Origin of the sequence: Halomonas organivorans (assembly GCF_014192055.1) — a bacterium.
Classification (GTDB): Bacteria; Pseudomonadota; Gammaproteobacteria; order Pseudomonadales; family Halomonadaceae; genus Halomonas; species Halomonas organivorans.
This window is the reverse complement of the sequence record NZ_JACHXM010000005.1, coordinates 83,608-101,232: the sequence shown is the minus strand read 5'-3', so window position 1 is coordinate 101,232 and position 17,625 is coordinate 83,608. Positions and strand designations below refer to the sequence as shown.

Annotated in this window: 14 protein-coding genes; 5 read left to right on the top strand and 9 right to left on the bottom strand. The window is 67.3% G+C overall.

Translation table 11 applies throughout. The features are described from left to right. Positions 1-53: 53 nt before the first annotated feature. Positions 54-1,562 (bottom strand): glycerol kinase GlpK, encoded by a 1,509-nt coding sequence (gene glpK / locus FHR96_RS07400; RefSeq protein ID WP_183387031.1) that lies wholly within the window; start codon positions 1,560-1,562, stop codon positions 54-56. A 211-nt stretch (positions 1,563-1,773) separates the two neighbouring features. On the opposite strand from glpK, the gene FHR96_RS07395 reads away from it, so the two are divergent. The 4 genes from FHR96_RS07395 (at position 1,774) to FHR96_RS07380 (ending at position 7,192) form a co-directional block, all read left to right on the top strand. Beyond that, positions 1,774-2,532: a DeoR/GlpR family transcriptional regulator gene (locus FHR96_RS07395; RefSeq protein ID WP_183387030.1), complete on the top strand. Its 759-nt coding sequence runs from the start codon at positions 1,774-1,776 to the stop codon at positions 2,530-2,532. Between the two features lie 156 nt (positions 2,533-2,688). After that, a complete protein-coding gene (glpD, locus tag FHR96_RS07390; protein WP_183387029.1) occupies positions 2,689-4,188 on the top strand; it encodes a glycerol-3-phosphate dehydrogenase in 1,500 nt (499 codons plus the stop codon). A 259-nt stretch (positions 4,189-4,447) separates the two neighbouring features. Further along, positions 4,448-5,926 carry a carbohydrate porin gene (locus FHR96_RS07385; protein ID WP_183387028.1) on the top strand — a complete coding sequence of 493 codons (1,479 nt, stop codon included), beginning with the start codon at positions 4,448-4,450 and terminating at the stop codon, positions 5,924-5,926. A gap of 210 nt (positions 5,927-6,136) precedes the next feature. After that, on the top strand, positions 6,137-7,192 hold the full coding sequence (locus tag FHR96_RS07380) for a LacI family DNA-binding transcriptional regulator (protein ID WP_183387027.1): 1,056 nt from the start codon (positions 6,137-6,139) through the stop codon (positions 7,190-7,192). A 95-nt stretch (positions 7,193-7,287) separates the two neighbouring features. On the opposite strand, the gene FHR96_RS07375 is transcribed toward FHR96_RS07380, so the two are convergent. The 8 genes from FHR96_RS07375 to araD all read right to left on the bottom strand — a co-directional run bounded on the left by FHR96_RS07375 (position 7,288) and on the right by araD (position 16,716). Then, positions 7,288-8,037 carry a sulfite exporter TauE/SafE family protein gene (locus FHR96_RS07375; RefSeq protein ID WP_183387026.1) on the bottom strand — a complete coding sequence of 250 codons (750 nt, stop codon included), beginning with the start codon at positions 8,035-8,037 and terminating at the stop codon, positions 7,288-7,290. After that, entirely contained in the window at positions 8,034-10,061 is a 2,028-nt protein-coding gene (locus tag FHR96_RS07370; RefSeq protein ID WP_221195736.1) for an alpha-glucosidase, read from the bottom strand. Before FHR96_RS07370 ends, FHR96_RS07375 begins: the two co-directional genes overlap by 4 nt. A gap of 85 nt (positions 10,062-10,146) precedes the next feature. Next, the gene (locus FHR96_RS07365) at positions 10,147-10,917 is read right to left on the bottom strand and encodes an SDR family NAD(P)-dependent oxidoreductase (protein ID WP_183387025.1); all 771 of its coding nucleotides are present in this window, start codon (positions 10,915-10,917) and stop codon (positions 10,147-10,149) included. Between the two features lie 11 nt (positions 10,918-10,928). Beyond that, complete coding sequence (locus FHR96_RS07360; RefSeq protein ID WP_183387024.1) at positions 10,929-12,374, bottom strand: NAD-dependent succinate-semialdehyde dehydrogenase; 1,446 nt, start codon at positions 12,372-12,374, stop codon at positions 10,929-10,931. Between the two features lie 36 nt (positions 12,375-12,410). Then, positions 12,411-13,292, bottom strand: coding sequence for an SMP-30/gluconolactonase/LRE family protein (locus FHR96_RS07355; RefSeq protein WP_183387023.1), 882 nt, complete (start codon positions 13,290-13,292; stop codon positions 12,411-12,413). Beyond that, entirely contained in the window at positions 13,289-14,173 is an 885-nt protein-coding gene (locus FHR96_RS07350; protein ID WP_183387022.1) for an aldose 1-epimerase, read from the bottom strand. Before FHR96_RS07350 ends, FHR96_RS07355 begins: the two co-directional genes overlap by 4 nt. A 2-nt stretch (positions 14,174-14,175) precedes the next feature. Beyond that, positions 14,176-14,973 (bottom strand): HpcH/HpaI aldolase family protein, encoded by a 798-nt coding sequence (locus FHR96_RS07345; protein WP_183387021.1) that lies wholly within the window; start codon positions 14,971-14,973, stop codon positions 14,176-14,178. Positions 14,974-14,982: 9 nt separating this feature from the next. Further along, positions 14,983-16,716, bottom strand: a complete 1,734-nt coding sequence (gene araD / locus FHR96_RS07340) for an L-arabinonate dehydratase (RefSeq protein WP_183387020.1) — start codon at positions 16,714-16,716, stop codon at positions 14,983-14,985. A 363-nt stretch (positions 16,717-17,079) separates the two neighbouring features. On the opposite strand from araD, the gene FHR96_RS07335 reads away from it, so the two are divergent. Continuing rightward, positions 17,080-17,625: a TRAP transporter small permease gene (locus FHR96_RS07335; protein ID WP_183387019.1), complete on the top strand. Its 546-nt coding sequence runs from the start codon at positions 17,080-17,082 to the stop codon at positions 17,623-17,625.

The following is a 17,625-nucleotide window of genomic DNA, read 5'->3' as shown; positions in this document are numbered from 1 at the left end:
ACTGACCCGGACGGAAAATGCAACCCCCTTTTGCCAACACGAAACGCGCAAGATCAGGAAGTTGGCGCAGACTCGTCCGGCGCACAGCGCACCCGATCCACCGCCTCGAGCCAGCCGCCATACAGGCGCTCGCGCTCGGCCTCGTCCATCGCCGGACTGAAGCTTCGTTCGCAACGCCAGAGGGCGGCGATCTCGTCGAGGTCCCGATACCATCCCAGGCGCAGGCCGGCCAGATAGGCAGCCCCCAGGGCCGTGGTCTCGAGAATTCCCGGACGGTCCACCTGCACTCCCAGCATGTCGGCCAGGAACTGCATCACCCAGTTGTTGCCCACCATGCCGCCATCCACCCGCAGAGTGCCCGGCGGCGTGCTCATGTCATCGCTCATGCAGACCTGCAGGTCGCGGGTCTGGTAGCACACCGCCTGCAGCCCGGCGGCCACGATATCGGCGATGCCGGTATCGCGCGTCAGGCCCAGGATGGCACCGCGAGCCTTGGGGTCCCAATGCGGCGCGCCGAGCCCGGTAAAGGCCGGCACCAGGTACACGCTGTGGCCGCTCTTGGTCTGCCGCGCCAGGGTCTCGGTCTCGGCGGCATCGGCAAACAGCTTGAGGCCATCGCGCAGCCACTGGACGGTGGCGCCGGCGACGAAGATGCTACCTTCCATGGCGTAGGTCGGCACGCCATTGAGCCGATAGCCGACCGTGGTCAGCAGCCGGTTCCGCGACACCTCGGCATGCTCTCCGGTGTTGACGATCATGAAGCAGCCGGTGCCATAGGTGCTCTTGCCCATCCCCGGCGAAAAGCAGGCCTGGCCGACCAGGGCCGCCTGCTGATCGCCGGCGACCCCGGCGATCGGCAGCTCGCCCCCCAGGAACTCCGGACAGGTCAGTCCGAAGTCATCGCTGGAATCCCGCACCTCGGGCAGCAGGCTCGCCGGAATATCGAACAGCGCCAGCAGCTCCGGATCCCAGCGCTGCGAATGAATGTCGAACAGCGCCGTGCGTGACGCGTTGGTGGCATCCGTGGCATGCACCCGGCCACCGGTCAGGCGCCAGATCAGGAAGGTGTCGACGGTACCGAACGCCAGTTCGCCCCGCTCCGCACGCTCCCGGGCGCCCTCGACGTTGTCGAGCAACCAGGCCAGCTTGGTGGCCGAGAAATAGGGATCAATCAGCAGCCCGGTACGCGCCTGCACCAGCTCGGTATGCCCGGCCTGGCGCAGGGCATGGCAATGATCGGCCGTGCGCCGGTCCTGCCAGACGATGGCATTATGGAGGGGCTCGCCGGTCTCGCGGTCCCACAGCAGGGTCGTTTCTCGCTGGTTGGTGATACCGATGCCGGCAATATCCTTCACGCTCACCCCGTGCTCGGCGATCACCTGGCGACAGGTAGCGACTACCGAGTCCCAGATCGCTTCGGGATCATGCTCGACCCAGCCATCGGCCGGAAACTGCTGGGGAAATTCTCTCTGGGCAGTGGCGACGCCATGCCCCTCGCGATCGAAGAGGATGGCACGGGAGCTGGTGGTACCCTGATCGATGGCAAGCAGGTAAGAAGCCATGGCAAGCATCCTGGAGTTGTGGTTATGGCGACGAGTTTCGCTTGTGCAACCAAAATGTTCATTTACGATCACAAAGAGTACGCGAGTCGGCCACCTCTCTCAATTGACACGCCGGGCCCTAACCCAAGACTTTGGTCTAATGAAATGTCCGAGAATCTACCCTGCATGGCATAGACTGATGTCGTAGAATCAGCGTCATCAAGGAGTTAGCATGACCCCACAGCAGCGCCAAGACAGCATCGTCGAGCTCGTTCGCCGCCAGGGCTACGCCAGCATCGAGCAGCTCACCGAACATTTTGCGGTGACGCCCCAGACGATTCGCCGAGACCTCAACCGGCTCTCCGGCGACGGCCAGCTCAGGCGCGTTCACGGCGGCGCCGGCCTCGAGTCGAGCACGGTCAACACCGCCTATTCGATGCGCAAGAGCCTCAACCTGGAGGCCAAGCAGCGCATCGCGACGCTACTCGCCCGCCACATTCCCGACCACGCCTCGCTGTTCATCAACATCGGCACCAGCAACGAAGTGGTGGCCGAGGCCCTGCTCGACCACCAGGGCCTCGAGGTGATCACCAACAACCTCAACGTGGCCGCCATCCTCCAGCGCAAGGAAGACTTCAACGTGATCGTCGCCGGCGGCCAGGTCCGCTCCCGCGACGGCGGCATCATCGGCGAGGCGACCATCGACTTCATCAACCAGTTCAAGGTCGATTTCGGCGTCATCGGCATCAGCGGTATCGATGAAGACGGCTCGCTGCTGGAATTCGACTATCAGGAAGTGCGCGTCGCCCAGGCGATCATTCACAACTCTCGCCAGGTCTTCCTGGCCGCCGACCACTCGAAGTTCCAGCGCAACCCGGTCGTTCGCCAGGGCAATCTCGCGCAGCTCGACGCCCTGTTCACCGACCGCCAGCCCTCCGAGCGCATCCAGGAACTGCTACGCGAGCACGACGTCGCCCTGCACCTCGCCTGACCCTCTTTCTCTCCTCCCGCCCGGCGCGCCATTTCGTGTCGTTCCTGCCCGGCGGGAACGCCTTGCCGCTTGATGTTCGTTTTCAAATAATCTATTTTCGCTTTCCAACATCATCGACATCATCCCCACACGGCCCAGTGCCCACCGGAGCGTGACATGGCGACTTCTTCCGATATCCTGGACCTCTTCGTGATCGGCGGCGGCATCAATGGCGCCGGCATTGCCGCCGATGCCGCCGGACGCGGCCTCTCGGTCGGCCTTTGCGAACAGGCCGACCTGGCCAGCGCCACCTCCTCGGCCAGCAGCAAGCTGATTCATGGCGGTCTGCGCTACCTGGAGCACCACGAGTTCCGCCTGGTCCGCGAAGCCCTGCGCGAGCGCGAGACGCTGCTCGCCAAGGCGCCCCATATCATCTGGCCGCTGCGCTTCGTGCTGCCCCACCGCTCGCATCTCCGCCCTGCCTGGATGCTGCGCGCCGGGCTGTTTCTCTACGACCACCTCGGCAAGCGTCGTCGCCTGCCCGCCTCCCGGGGGCTGCGCCTGGCACCGGAACTGGGCCTGTCGCCCGACCTGTCGCGGGGCTTCGAATACTCGGACTGCTGGGTGGACGACGCTCGTCTGGTGGTCCTCAACGCCATTCAGGCCAGCGAGTCCGGCGCCGAGGTCCTGGTGGGCACGCGCTGCGTCGGCGCCCGCGAGGTCGACGGGCACTGGGAAATCGATCTGGAAGACGTGGCCAGCGGCATGCGCCTGACCCGCCACGCCCGCTCGCTGGTCAACGCCTCCGGCCCCTGGGTGGACAGCGTCATTCGCGGCATGACGCCCCGCGCTTCCCGCTACGGCGTGCGCATGATCCAGGGCAGCCACATCATCGTGCCGAGGCGCAACGGCGACGAGCGTGCCTTCATCCTGCAGAACACCGACAAGCGGATCGTCTTCGTACTGCCCTACGAAGAGGACTTCAGCCTGATCGGCACCACCGATCGCCGCTACCAGGGAGACCCCGCTCGAGTCGAGGCCAGCGAGGAGGAGATCGCCTACCTGCTGGACGTCGTTAACGACCACTTCACCACCCCGCTGACGCGCGACGATGTCATTCGCACCTTCTCCGGCGTGCGTCCGCTATGCGATGACGAGTCTGCCGATCCCTCGGCCATGACCCGCGACTACACGCTGGATCTCGACACCCATGGCGCCCCGCTGCTGTCGGTGTTCGGCGGCAAGATCACCACCTATCGCAAGCTCGCCGAGGCCGCGCTGGCGAGCCTTGCGCCGCACCTGCCTGCCATGAAACCCGCCTGGACGGCAAACGCCCCGCTGCCGGGCGGCGATATCGGCGACCAGGAGACGTTTCGTCGCCGCCTGGAGACCGACTACCCCTTCCTGACAGCCGACCAGGCGCGACGCTTCGCCCGCACCTACGGCTCGCTGTGCCATCGGTTCCTGGCCGGCAAGTCGTCACGCCATGAACTCGGCGAGGACTTCGGCGCCGGCCTGTCCGCCGCCGAGGTGGACTACCTGGTGGAACATGAATGGGCCCGCGAGCCCCAGGACATTCTCTGGCGCCGCACCAAGCTGGCCCTGCGCCTCACCGAGCAGCAGGTCATCCGACTCACGTCCTACATGCACGCCAGGCGACAGGCCCTGGCCGTCTGAGAGGTGCCGCTGGCCACCCTGGCCAGCGGCACATTTTCGTATCGCTGCGAGAGCACATCATCTGCTCCCTTATCGCTCACGTTCCAGGCATCCACTCGACCTGACCCACTAGATCTATCCCAATTTACCTAGCCCACTACGACCAAAGCCGAATGGCACTCGTTTTTCGTAGCGCTACGATTAGGCACGAATTTCGCAGCGCTACGAAATTCAATTTTCGCAGATCACGACAACAACACACGCAAACCGGGATCCCCTCATGACCAAGACCTTCCAGCTCGCGCCCCTCGCCGCCGCCCTTGCGCTGACCGGCATGAGTGCCAATGCCCAGGCCGACGACGCCGACATCGAAGCCCGCCTGGCAGCGCTCGAGGCTCGGGTGATCGCCGCCGAACGCCGCGCCGAGGCCGCCGAGGCTCGCCTGGAGGAACAGGCCCCCGACGAAGGCTACGAGGCCAGGCTCTCCGCCCTCGAGGATCAGGCCAGCAGCGATGACGACTTCTCCTTCAGCGCCTACGCCCGTTCCGGCCTGCTGCTCGGCGACGAGGGCAAGAGCCTGCCCGGCGGCCCCTATGTGACGCCCGCCGGCACCGTGGGCGGTGCCGTGGGTCGCCTGGGCAACGAGCCGGATACCTACGTGCATGCCCGGCTGAGCCACCAGCACACCTATGCCAGCGGCGCCAAGCAGCGCTTCCAGGTGTCCTTCGCCGATTCGGTCGAGACCAGTAACGACTGGACGGCCAACGAATCCGACCTGAACGTGCGACAGGTCTTCGTCGAGCTCTCGGATCTGCCGAGCCTCGAGGGAGGCGCCTTCGAGGACGCCACCCTGTGGGCCGGCAAGCGTCTGGATCGCGACAACTTCGACATCCACTGGCTCGACAGCGATGTGGTCAAGCTGGCGGGCCTCGGCGCAGGGGTCTACGACGTCCAGCTCGGCGATGCCTGGAAGGCGAACTTCTCGCTGTACGGGCGCAGCTTCGACGACTTCCGCCTCGACCCGGAAGACACCGGGCTCAGCGACGATACCGACAGCCTGATCCTGACCGCCAACAACTACGTCGGGAACTGGCAGTTGATGCTCAACGCGATCTCGGCCGCCGACAACGACCAACGACTCACCGACGGTGCCGGCACCGCCGCCGACAGTGGTCTTCACGCCATGCTTGCCTACAAGGGCGACAGCTTCTTCGGGCTGGCCGACGGCGGCTTCCGGGCGGCCCTGCTGCACGGCCAGGGACTCGGCGCCGAGGTCAAGCAGATCGGAGCCAACGGCGAGCTGCTGGACGACGCCCAGGCCACCCGCCTGGCCATCCAGGGCACCACCTACCTGACGCCGGACTGGCGGATCGCGCCGGCGCTGCTGGCCGAAGTCAGCGAGGACCGGTTCGTCGAGGGCGACGACTACCGCTGGGCTTCGCTCAACGCGCGCATCGCCAACGAGCTCACCGAGAACTTCGAAATGCAGTACGAAGCCAGCTACCAGGCCATGGATCTCGACCCCCAAGGCTACAAGGGACGCCGCGCCGCGAAGGGCAACTTCGCCAAGTTCACCATCGCGCCGACCTTCAAGCCCCAGGTGGGCGGCTTCTGGCAGCGCCCCGAGCTGCGTGCCTTCGCGTCCTACATCAGTTGGGATGACGAGCTGAACGATTTCGCCGCCGATGATGCCTTCGGCCAGGAGGGCTATACCGGCGGCCAGTGGAGCTTCGGCGTCCAGGCGGAAACCTGGTTCTGATCGACTGACGGGCCTACGCGCCCCGCGCTCGATGGCGTTTCGATCCTGCCCCATGGCGACGATGCCATGGGGCCTTTTTCCTCCCCGGCCCGCCTTGGACGAGGCCACGCGGGGGTATGATAGGATTCATGCAAGTGCTTTCCATGGTCGCCACCTGGCTCGACCCGAGGCACTTTCCGACGTCCCGGCCACATCAATCGAGCAATCAGCATGAGCAGCCAACAGCGCTCCCGACGCAGCACCAAGCGCGTGACCATGACGGACGTCGCCAAGCTTTCCGGCGTCTCGGCCAGCACGGTGTCGCTCTACCTGCGCCGTCCCGACGAAGTGTCCGACACCCTGGGCCGCCGCATCCAGGAGGCCATCGACACCCTGGGCTATGTGCCCAACCTGATGGCGGGCGCGCTGGCCGCGGCCAAGACCCGGGTGATCGGTGTCGTCGTGCCGTCCATGGTCAATTCCATGTTCGCCTCGACCGTCAGCCGCATGCAGCTGTCCCTGAGCCGCCACGGCTACCAGTTGCTGCTCGGTCACAGCGAGTACTCCGAGCAGCAGGAGGAGTCGCTGGTGCGCACCTTCATGTCCTGGTCGCCCAGCGCCATGGTGCTCACCGGGCTTCAGCACACCCGAGAGACGCGCCGCATCCTGACCAGCTCCGCGATTCCGGTGGTGGAGATGTGGGAGCTGGGCTCCAATGCCCTGGACACCATGATCGGCTTTTCCCACGAGGACGTCGGACGAGCCCAGGCGCGTCATCTCATCGAATCGGGCTGTCGACGCCTGGCCTTCATCGGCGCTCGGCTGAGCGTCGACAACCGCGCCCAGCTGCGGGCCACCGGCGTCAGGACCGCCTGTCGGGACCTGCTCGGCAGCGCCGATTGCCGGATCATCGACACCGGCACCGGCCGCATGGCCGAAGCCGCTCGTGAAGCGCTGCGTACGCTGCTCGCCGAGCAGCCGGACGTGGACGGCATCGTGTTCTCGAACGACGTCCTGGCCCTGGGGGCCATCGCCCAGGCGCAGGCCCAGGGCGTGCGCATCCCCGAGGACATTGCGCTGGTGGGCTTCGGTGACATGGACTTCAGCAACTGCTGCGTACCGGCCATCTCGACGGTCCGTCCGCCCCGCGAGGAAATCGGCGACAGGATCGCCGTCGCCCTGCTCGACCGCCTGCAGGGCAACACCGTCGAGACCTCGATCGATCTCGGCTTCGAGCTTCTGGTGCGGGAAAGCTCGACCCGGCGAATCGGGCTGGCCACCTCCTGAACGTCACAGGGGCGCCGACCGGCGCCCCTCATTCATTACCGCGCTCTCTTTTCACGACCGTTCTCTCTTCTGCGGCCGTCGTCTTTGCGCGGCCGTCAGCCGAGTCCCGACAGGCACAGGCTGACGCCCGATCCCATCAGCAGGAGGAAGGCGACGCGCCGCAGGCTGCGCGGCGATAGCGGCGGCGGGTACCGGCGCCCCAGCCAGGTGAACAGCACCACCACCGGGATCGCGGCGGCGGCCAGTCCCAGCACCTCGAGCTCGAGCGCGCCCTGAACCGCCACGATCGCCAGACGCTGGAGGCTGTTGATGGCAAAGATCAACAGCAGGCAGTCGCGAATGACCGCGGGCGCCAGCGGCTGGCGGTAGAGCTGGAACACCATGGGCGGCCCCGAGGTCGAGAACATGCCGCCCATGAATCCCGACAGTCCACCGAACAGCGCGAAGCTCCAGTTCGAGGAGCGCTCGCGCCGCGGCCTGGGGTGGCGCACCAGGATCAGGCTGCTGAGGATGATGGCCACGCCGAGAATCACCTGCAGCCAGCCCACGTATTCGCCGCTCAGGGCGTCCAGCGCCAGGACGCCCAGGAACACGGTGACCATCCCGCTCGCAGCACTGATCAGCACGACCCGGCGATCCAGGGTGGCACGTTTGCCGTAAAGGGCCACCGCACAGTTGAACAGGCTGAGGATGCTGATCAGGATGGCGCCCATCGCCACCGGAGCAATGCCGAACATCACGACCCCGGCCATGAAGATCAGGCCGAAGGCGAAGCCGGTGACGGTCTGGGCGTAGGTCGCCAGCGCCACCACCAGCAGCAGTGGCAGGTGCTCCAGCAGGCTCATCCATCGCGCCCCGGCACGGACTCGAAGAGCCCTCGCCAGGCACTCTCTTGCCGGAAGAACACCGGGGGACGACCATCCGGCGCGGCCACCTGCAGTCGGCGGCCACCCGCCTCGACGGCGCCGCTCCACAGGTGGACCCAGGTCTCGCCGGCCGGCAGGTAGACGTCACGTGCCTCGACGCCCTCCTCGACCACCGGCGCCACCAGCAGGTCCGGGCCGTAGAGATACTGGGTCTGGGTGGCATAGGCCTCGGGGTCGCCCTCGAAGTGCAGGAACAGCGGACGCTGTACCGGAATGCCCCGTTCGGCACCCTCCTCGACCTGCGCCTTGAGATAGGGGGCAAGATGGCGATAGACCCGGCTCATGTGCGCCAGGTGTTGGGTCAGCTCGGCGCTGTCGAACCACTGCAGGTTGTCGCCGGGTCGATTGCACTCGTGGGTGCGCATCACCGGCGTGAAGGCGGCCAGGTCCACCCAGCGCTTGAACAGCTCGGCGCTGCGCACGTTGCCGAACAGGCTGGTGTAGCCGCCGATGTCGCTGTGATGGAAGGCATTGCCCACCAGGCCCGACGACAGCGCCGCGGTGATCACCGTGCCGATGCCGTCGTGACGGGAGAAGTCCACCGACTGGTCGCCGCCCCACAGCAGCGGGCAATGGGCCTGCACGCCGGTGTAGCCGGCGCGCATGAAGAAGGTGGCGTCGGCGGTCTTGTCACGCTCCGCCACCGCCTCGGCATTGACCCTGGCCCAGCGCGTCGGCCAGCGGTTGTGCTCGACCTCCGCCGAGACGCCGTTGGCAAGCGCCACGTCCACGGGCAGGTACTCGCCGAAATCCGCCATCCAGCCGCTGATGCCGATGTCGAGCATGTTGGCCTTGAGGATGACGTCCTTGAACCAGGCGCAGGCGTCGGGGCTGGTGAAATCCACCACGCCGCAGTCGAATTCGCCGAAATCGACGATGGCCGGCCCGCCCTGGCCATCGGTGGCCAGGTAGCCGCGGTCGCGAGCCACCGGGTAGAGCTCGCCGTCCACGCACAGATAGGGATTCACGTAGCCCAGGAAGCGAATGCCCCGCTCGCCCAGCTCGCGGCACCAGCCGGCCAGGTCCGGATAGCGGCTCTCGGAGGCCTTCCAGTCCCAGAATAGCCGCGCGCCGAAGCTGGTCTCGCGAATCCCCGCCCAGTCCTCGCACCACAGCGCCGAGACGGCCATGTCGGCGGACAGCGCCTGGTCGAGTTTTTCTTCCGCATGCGCCTTGCCGCGCTTGAGGCCCAGGATGACCCCGTCGTAGACCCACTCGGGCAGCCGTGGCTGATGGCCGAACCGGGCGCCGAGCGTCTCGACCAGTGCCAGGTAGCTTGGCGCGGCGAACAGCTCGAGGCGCTCCGGCACCGCCCAGACCTGCAGTTCGTGAAAGTCCTCGTGGCGGAAGTCGAAGTCAGCGTAGCTGCTGGTTTCCACGTGGCAGGCATAGTAGCGCGACGACAGGAAGGTCGGCTGGGGATAGTTGGTGTGGTAATAGTCCCCGCCGGCGCGATTCTCGACGTCCGAACGCCAGGTGACGTAGGTGCTCTTGTCGCGGCCGACGCCGGGCTCGGAGGTCCACAGCGGGAAATGGCGACCGCGCAGATCCAGGTAGGACATCTGTTCGCCGCAGCCCCAGACATGCTCGCCCTGCTCGGCGGCCAGCCGCCACCAGGTACGGTTGATGCCCGGAGCGGCATAGAGGGTGGTCAGGGTCGCGCCATCTCCGCGGGTCTCGAGCCGCAGCTCGAGCTGCAGGGCGTCGTCGGCGTGGCGCCGAAAGGCCAGGCGATGGCCATCGCCCTCCGCCAGCACCTCCAGGTGCCTCAAGGGTTCGCGGGCCTCGAGATAGTCCTCGATCTCGAAGTTGCCCCGGTACATGTCGAAGCGGGCCTGGCCGCGACCGACGTGGATCGCCGGCGCCTCGGCACTATGACGAAACAGCAGGGCGTCGCCGCGATAGAGGCTGACGGCGTGCGACTCGGGGATGACGCGCATCATGATGGTGTCCCGTTGGTGAAGAGGAAAAGAAGCGATGGGCAACAGCGGGCATGCGTTCCGAAGGCATGCCCCCGGAACGCAAGGCTCAGTTGAGCGTCAGGCCGGCATCGACCACGAAGTTCTGGCCGGTGCAGCCCCGGCTCTCCGCAGAGCCCAGGAACAGCGCCATGCGCGCCACGTCGTCGGCGTCCAGCCGGAACTTCAGCGCCTGCTGATCGAGGAAACGCTGATTGAGTTCCGGGGTCAGCCAAAGCCGCTCCTGGCGCTCGGTCAGGATGGCACCCGGCACCAGGGCGTTGACCCGGATGCCGTGCACGCCGATTTCCTGGGCCAGGGTCCTGGTCAGGCCATTGATGGCCGCCTTGGCAGTGGTATAGCCCACCATCCCGGGGCGGCCGCGCATCCAGGAGATCGAGCCGAGGTTGATGATGCTGCCCTCGCCTCGCCGCTTCATGGCGGGCAGCACCGCCTGGGTGGCGAAGACATGGTGACGCAGGTTGATGGCCTGGCAGTTGTCCCAGTACTCGGGAGTCAGCTCCTCGAGGGAGTGGCGATCGTCGAGGCCGGCGTTGTTGATCAGCACGTCGATGGGCGCGACATCGCGCTCCACCTCGGCGATCACCGCCTGAAGCCGCTCGATGTCGCGGATATCGCACTCGTCGAAACGCACCTCGGCCGGCGCGAGTTCGGCCACCAGCGCCTGTGATGCCGCGGTATCGATATCGACGAAGGCCACTCTGGCACCCTGGCCGGCGAAGGCGCGCACCAGGGCGGCGCCGATACCGGAGCCGCCTCCGGAAATGAACACCGTCTTGTCGCGCAGGGAATGGTATTGAACCGGGGGCTGGTCGCTCATGATCTCGCCTCTCAGATGGCCATGTTGACGTACTTGATCTCGAGGTAGTCCTCGATACCCTGGCGAGCGCCCTCGCGACCCAGGCCGGATTCCTTGACGCCACCGAAGGGAGCCTCGCAGGTGGAGACGTGGCCGTTGTTGATGCCCACCATGCCGTAGTCCAGGCCCTCGGACATGCGCCAGGCGCGGCCCAGGTCGCGAGTGTAGCAATAGGCGGCCAGGCCGTACTCGGTGTCGTTGGCCAGGCGCAGGACCTCCGCCTCCTCGCCGAAGCGGAACACCGGCGCCAGGGGACCGAAGGTTTCCTCGGAAAAGCACGCCATCTCCGGCGTGGCCTCGGCGATCACCGCCGGCGACAGGAAGTTGCCGGACAGCCGCTCGCCGCCGACATGCAGCTTGCCGCCCTTGGCCAACGCATCGCGCAGCTGCTGCTCGACCTTGTCGGCGGCGGCGGCATCGATCAGCGGGCCGACCTCGACGCCCGCCTCGTGTCCGGGGCCGACCCTGAGTTCGGCGACCCGGGCGGCCAGACGCTCGACGAAGGCATCGTGAATGCCCGCCTGGACGAAGATTCGATTGGCGCACACGCAGGTCTGGCCGGCATTGCGGAACTTGGCCAGCATCGCCCCCTCCACGGCCTGTTCCAGGTCGGCGTCGTCGAAGACGATGAAGGGCGCGTTGCCGCCCAGTTCCATGGAGACCTTCTTGACCGTGTCGGCGCACTGGCGCAGCAGCAGCTTGCCGATGCCGGTGGAGCCGGTGAAGCTCAGCTTGCGGACCCTGGGGCTTGCGGTCATGGCACCGCCGATGGCCCGGGCATCGCCGGTGACCACGTTGACCACGCCGGCCGGAATCCCGGCACGCTGGGCCAGCTCGCCCATGGCGAGTGCCGAGTAGGGGGTCTGGCCCGCCGGCTTGATGACGATGGTGCAGCCGGCGGCCAGAGCCGGACCCGCCTTGCGCGCGATCATCGCGGCCGGGAAGTTCCAGGGCGTGATCGCGGCGCACACCCCCACCGGCTGCTTGACTACCATCATGCGGCGATCGCCCATGGGGCTTGGAATCACCTCGCCATAGGTGCGACGCCCCTCCTCGGCGAACCACTCCAGGAAGCTCGCCGCAAAGCCGATCTCCCCGCGGGCCTCGTCCAGCGGCTTGCCCTGCTCGGCGGTCATCAGCGCGGCCAGATCCTCCTGATGCTCGAGCATCAGGTCGTGCCAGCGACGCAGCAGGAGGCCGCGCTGCTTGGCAGTCTTGCCCCGCCACTCGGGCATGGCGCGCTCGGCCGCCTCGATGGCACGCCGGGTCTCGGCATCGCCCAGGCGCGGCACCCGGCCGATCACGCTGCCGTCGGCGGGATTGGTGACGTCGTCGACGGCGCCGTCGTCGGCACCGATCCAGTCGCCGTCGATCAGGCACGCCTGGCGCAGCAGGTCCTTGTCCTGGAGGTTGAGCATGATGGGCTCCTGTTGAGTGATGAAAGCGGGCCGGCCTCAGCCGGCGAATTGGGGTTCGGGGCGGCCGGCGACGTCGACACGCATGGCGAAGACGTCCCCGGACTGCGGATAGGCCGCGAGCTCTTCGGGCGGTCGGCCGTGACGGGCGCTGGTCACGTAGAGGGTCTTGAGATCCTCGCCGCCGAAGGCGCACATGGTCGGGCAGCGGGCGGGGATCGGATACTCGGCGACGAGCTCGCCTTCGGGAGACAGGCGCACCACGCGACCGCCCTCGAACAGCGCCGACCAGTAATATCCTTCGCTGTCGACGGCGGCACCGTCGGGCCGGCCGTTGCCGAAGGGAAAGCGGTGGAACACCTCGCGCGGGCCGAGGATCTCGCCGCTCTGCGGGTCCAGCGGATAGCGGTAGATCACGTGGTTGGGCGTATCGGAGTGATAGGCCCAGCGACGGTCCGGGCTGAAGGCCACGCCGTTGGACACCAGCACCTCGCCGGCCAGTCGGCGGCAGCTGAGGTCGGCGTCGACCCGGTAAAGACCGGCCAGGGGCAGGTCCCGCGGCTCGTGGATGGTGCCCGCCCAGAAGCGTCCCCAGGGGTCGACCCGGCCGTCATTGAAGCGGCTGATCGTGGTGTCGGACACCGGCCGGGCCAGGCACTCCAGCGGCCGCGCCTGGTCGTCGAGCAGCCACAGGCCGGAGCGCAGCCCGGCGATGAAGCCGCCCTCGCGGCGGCGGCCGATGCAGCCGATGTGTTCCGGCAGCGGATAGGCGGTGTTGTCGCCGCTGGCGGGGTCGAAGCGGTTGAGGCTCGGCGCCTCGATGTCCACCCAATAGAGTACCCCTTCGTCGCCGGCCCACACCGGGCATTCGCCCAGCGAGGCCCGGGCCAACAGCACGGAGCGGAACGGTGAAGCGGTCATGATGTGATCTCGCCTGTCAGGTGAATGTGGCCGACCAGCCGCTCGCCGGGCGCCAGGTGACGCACTCCTGCCGCAGCCGGATCGGCCATGTTGAGGGCATCGTTGGCGTGGCTGACCGGCTCGATGCCGACGACGTCGCTTTCTTCCGGGGTGAATACCACCAGGTGGGACAACGCTTCGCAGGCCGTCAGGGTCACGGCGATGCCGCGCGACGGCCAGGCCAGTCGCGCCTCCCGCGCCCAGCCGGTGAAGCAGTGATCCAGGCCCGGCGCCCCCACCGGGCGGCGGACGCTGTAGTCCCAGTCGGCGGGAACGGGCACATGACGCTCCGGGAGCTGGCGGGCGTCGCTCAGCCACACGCCCTCGCAGCGAAACGCCATGTCGAGTCCATCGCGCAGGAAATAGGGGTGCCAGCCAAGCCCCGCCGGCATGTCCCGGTCGTCGCGGTTCTCGACCTCGAGCGCCAGGCTGACGCGACGACCATCAAGCCGCCAGCTCTGGCGAAGCCGGCAGCGCCAGGGCCAGTCGGCATCGCCGGGATGGTCCAGCACCAGGCTCGCGGCGTTGACGTCCCGGTCTTCCACCGCCCAGGCGCGCTGCCAGGCGAACCCGTGCAGGCTGTGGGGGTGATCGCCGAAGTTGCGCGCCAGCCGCACCCTCTCGCCCTGCCAGGTAAAACCGGCGTCGGCGATGCGATTGGAATACGGCGCCAGCATGTAGCCGCCGCTGTGGCGTACCGCCTCGGCGGCTGCGGCCCGCTCGGCCTCCAGGGGCCGCAGCACGTCACGCCCCGCCAGGCCGAGACTCGACACGGCCCCGCCCAGGGACGGCACCAGGCAGAGACGCCAGGGAGGCGACGACAGCGAGAGGGTCTCGACCATGCTCAATAGACGCCGCTGTTCTCGGTGGCGGCGCTCTCGCCGCGCACGGCGGCGAGGTATTCCTGGGCCCGGGACATCATCAGGCTCATGTCGGAGCCGATGGCCACGAAGGCGAATCCCTTGGCGATGTACTCGCCGACCAGCGCCGGGTCGGCGCCGACGATGCCGCACGGCAGGTCACGGGCCCGACAGGCCGCCACGGCCCCAGCGATCGCCTCCTGGACCTCCGGGTGACGAATATCACCGATATGGTCCATGGCGGCGGAAAGGTCCCCCGGTCCGACGAACACGGCATCGACGTCGTCCACCTCGGCGATCTCCGGCAGGACCGCTAGCGCCTCCGGCGTCTCGAGCTGCAGGATCACGCCGATCTCGCGATCGGCCTCCTGGAGGTAACGCTTGACGGTACCGTAGCGGCTGGCGCGGTGCACCGCCGCCACCCCTCGGAAGCCGCGCCCGGGATAGCGGGTGGAAGCCACCGCCTGGCGCGCCTCCTCGGCGTTCTGGATGTAGGGGAACATCAGCGTCTGGGCCCCGCTGTCCAGCATCCGCTTGACCATCACCGGATCGTTCCAGGGCAGGCGCACCACCAGCTCCGCCGGCGTGCCGGCCACGGCCTGCATGATGGCCATGGCCTGGGGCACGTCGACCGGCACGTGCTCCATGTCGAGCACCACATAGTCGAAGCCGGCGAAGCCGATGGCCTCGGCCACGTTGGGACTCGCGGTCATCAGCCAGGTCCCCACCGGTACCCTGGACTCGCCCAGCCACTGCTTGAAGCGGTTCACGGGAAGCGTCATGTCGTCACCTCAGAAGATTTCGGGTTCGTCTTGTCGTTGACCGTTCTGGAGGATGTCGAAATCGCATCCCTGATCGGCCTGGGTCACATGCTCCTGGAAGATCGCGGTGTAGCCGCGATCGATCCGCGGGCTCGGGGCTCGCCAGGCCTCGCGCCGCGCCTCGAGCACGCTCGGCTCGACGCACAGCTCGAGACGACGGGCCTCGATGTCCAGCTCGATCTCGTCGCCATCGCGCACCAGTGCCAGCGGGCCGCCTACCGAGGACTCGGGCGCCACGTGCAGCACGCAGGTCCCGTAATGCGTGCCGCTCATGCGCGCATCCGAGATGCGCAGCATGTCGCGGACGCCCTGGGCCAGGAGCTTCTTGGGAATCGGCAGCGCGCCCCATTCGGGCATCCCCGGCGCCCCCTTGGGCCCGGCATTGCGCAGCACCAGCACCGAGTCGGCGGTGATGTCGAGGGCCGGATCGTCGATGCGCGCCACCAGGTCCGCATGGTTGTCGAAGACCACGGCACGGCCGCGATGTCGGGCCAGCTCCGGATTCGCCGCGCTGGCCTTGATGACCGCCCCGTTGGGCGCCAGGTTGCCGCGCAGCACGGCCAGGGCCGCGCCCGGCGTGACCGGCCGGTCGAAGGGGCGAATGACGTCGTCGTCGTAACACTCCGCCGGGGCGATCCATTCGCCCAGCGCCTTGCCGGAGATGCCACGGGCCTCGAGCGCCAGCTGGCCTTCGAGCCGCTTGAGCAGCGCCGGCAGCCCCCCGGCGTAGAAGAAGTCCTCCATCAGGTACTCGCCCGAGGGAAAGATATTGGCGAGCACCGGAACCTGGCGGGCCACGGCGTCCAGGTCGTCGAGGGTCAGCGTCACGTTGGCCCGCCGCGCCAGGGCGATCAGATGCACGGCGGCATTGGTGGAGCCGCCCATGGCCATGTAGCAGCGCGCGCCATTGAGGAAGCTCTCGCGGGTCAGGAAGTCGGAGGGCTTGAGGTCCTCCCAGATCATCTCGACGATGCGCGAGCCGCACTCGGAGGCCATGCGGGTGTGGCCGGAATCCGCCGCCGGAATGCTCGAGGCGCCGGGTAGGGTCAGGCCCATGGCATCGACGATGGAGGTCATGGTGGAGGCCGTGCCCATGGTGTTGCAGGTGCCGTTGGAGCGGGTCATGCGCGACTCGAGGTCCACCCACTCGTCCTGGGTGATGTTGCCGCTGCGCAGCTCGTCCCAGTACTTGCGAGTGTGGGTGCCGGCGCCCAGGGTCTTGCCCTTCCACTTGCCGTTGAGCATCGGTCCCGCGGGACAGAAGATCGCCGGAATATCCATGCTGATGGCGCCCATCAGCAGCCCCGGCGTGGTCTTGTCGCAGCCGCCCAGCAGCACCACGCCATCGAGGGGGTGCGAGCGCAGCAGTTCCTCGGCCTCCATCGCCAGGAAATTGCGATACAGCATGGTGGTCGGCTTGACCATCACCTCACCGAGCGACATCGCCGGCAGCTCCACCGGAAAGCCGCCGGCGGCCCACACCGCACGCTTGACCGCATCGGCCCGATCCCGCAGGTGCGCATGGCAGGGGCTCAGCTCGCTCCAGGTGTTGAGGATGCCGACCACCGGCTTGCCCATGAACTCCTCGCGACGCAGCCCCATCTGCTGGGTGCGCTGCCGGTGTGCGAAGCCGCGCATGTCCGGGGAACTGTACCAGCGCTGACTGCGCAGCTGGTCGATGGTGCGTCGGTCCTTGTTCATCATCTTGCCTCTCGGTGACTCGCCATGGCCTCCATGGCGACGAAAATCGTAGCGCTACGAAATACTGTGTCAGCGCCGGCCCGGTGTCAACTCGTCATGGCCTCGATCCATCGCCCCGGCCAACCCCAGCACCGACGCCGAACGCACACGGCAAGCGTTCCCAAAACCCCCTGATATTAAGACTTTAGTTCAACGACGATGACCTCCCCGACCGTCTCATCACGGCTTGACACTCCCCTGGGGCATACCTACTATTTCGTAGCGCTGCGAAAGCGGATGCCGCAGCGATCCGACAACCGGACAACAAACACGCGACCGCCGTTGGACGAGGCCACGCCCGGCCGAGGCGGCTCCCGGAGACACTGCATGCCAACGCTCGTATCCTTCCTCGATCGCCTCAACCGGCTGACGACGCGCTGGGCGGGTCACGCGGCAACGCTGCTGCTGGCCGCCATGCTGGCCGTGATGATCGTTCACGTCGTCTATCGCTACGCCCTGGGCGATAGCTTCGGTTGGACCGAGGAACTCTCGCGCTACATGATGGTGTGGATGGCCTTCCTGTACTTCCCGGCCGCCCACAAGAAAGGGCTCAACGTAAGCCTCGACCTGTGCACCGAATGGTTCAGGGGTTCCCGCCCCTGGCAGCTGCTGCAGCTACTGATCGAGGCCGCCATCCTCGCCGCCCTCGTCTGGTGCATCCAGCTCGGCTTCGACCGCATCGAGCGCGGCGCCACCACCCAGAGCCTGGCCCTTGGCATCCCCATGGCCCAGGTCTACTACGTGCTGCCTCTCAGCTTCGCCCTCACCGCGCTGTGTTCCCTGGAGCGCCTGCTGCGCGCGGCTCATGCCCTGATCTCACCGCAGGCCGCGGCCGGCGATCAGGACCCCGACCATCGCCAGGCGGAGGCCTGA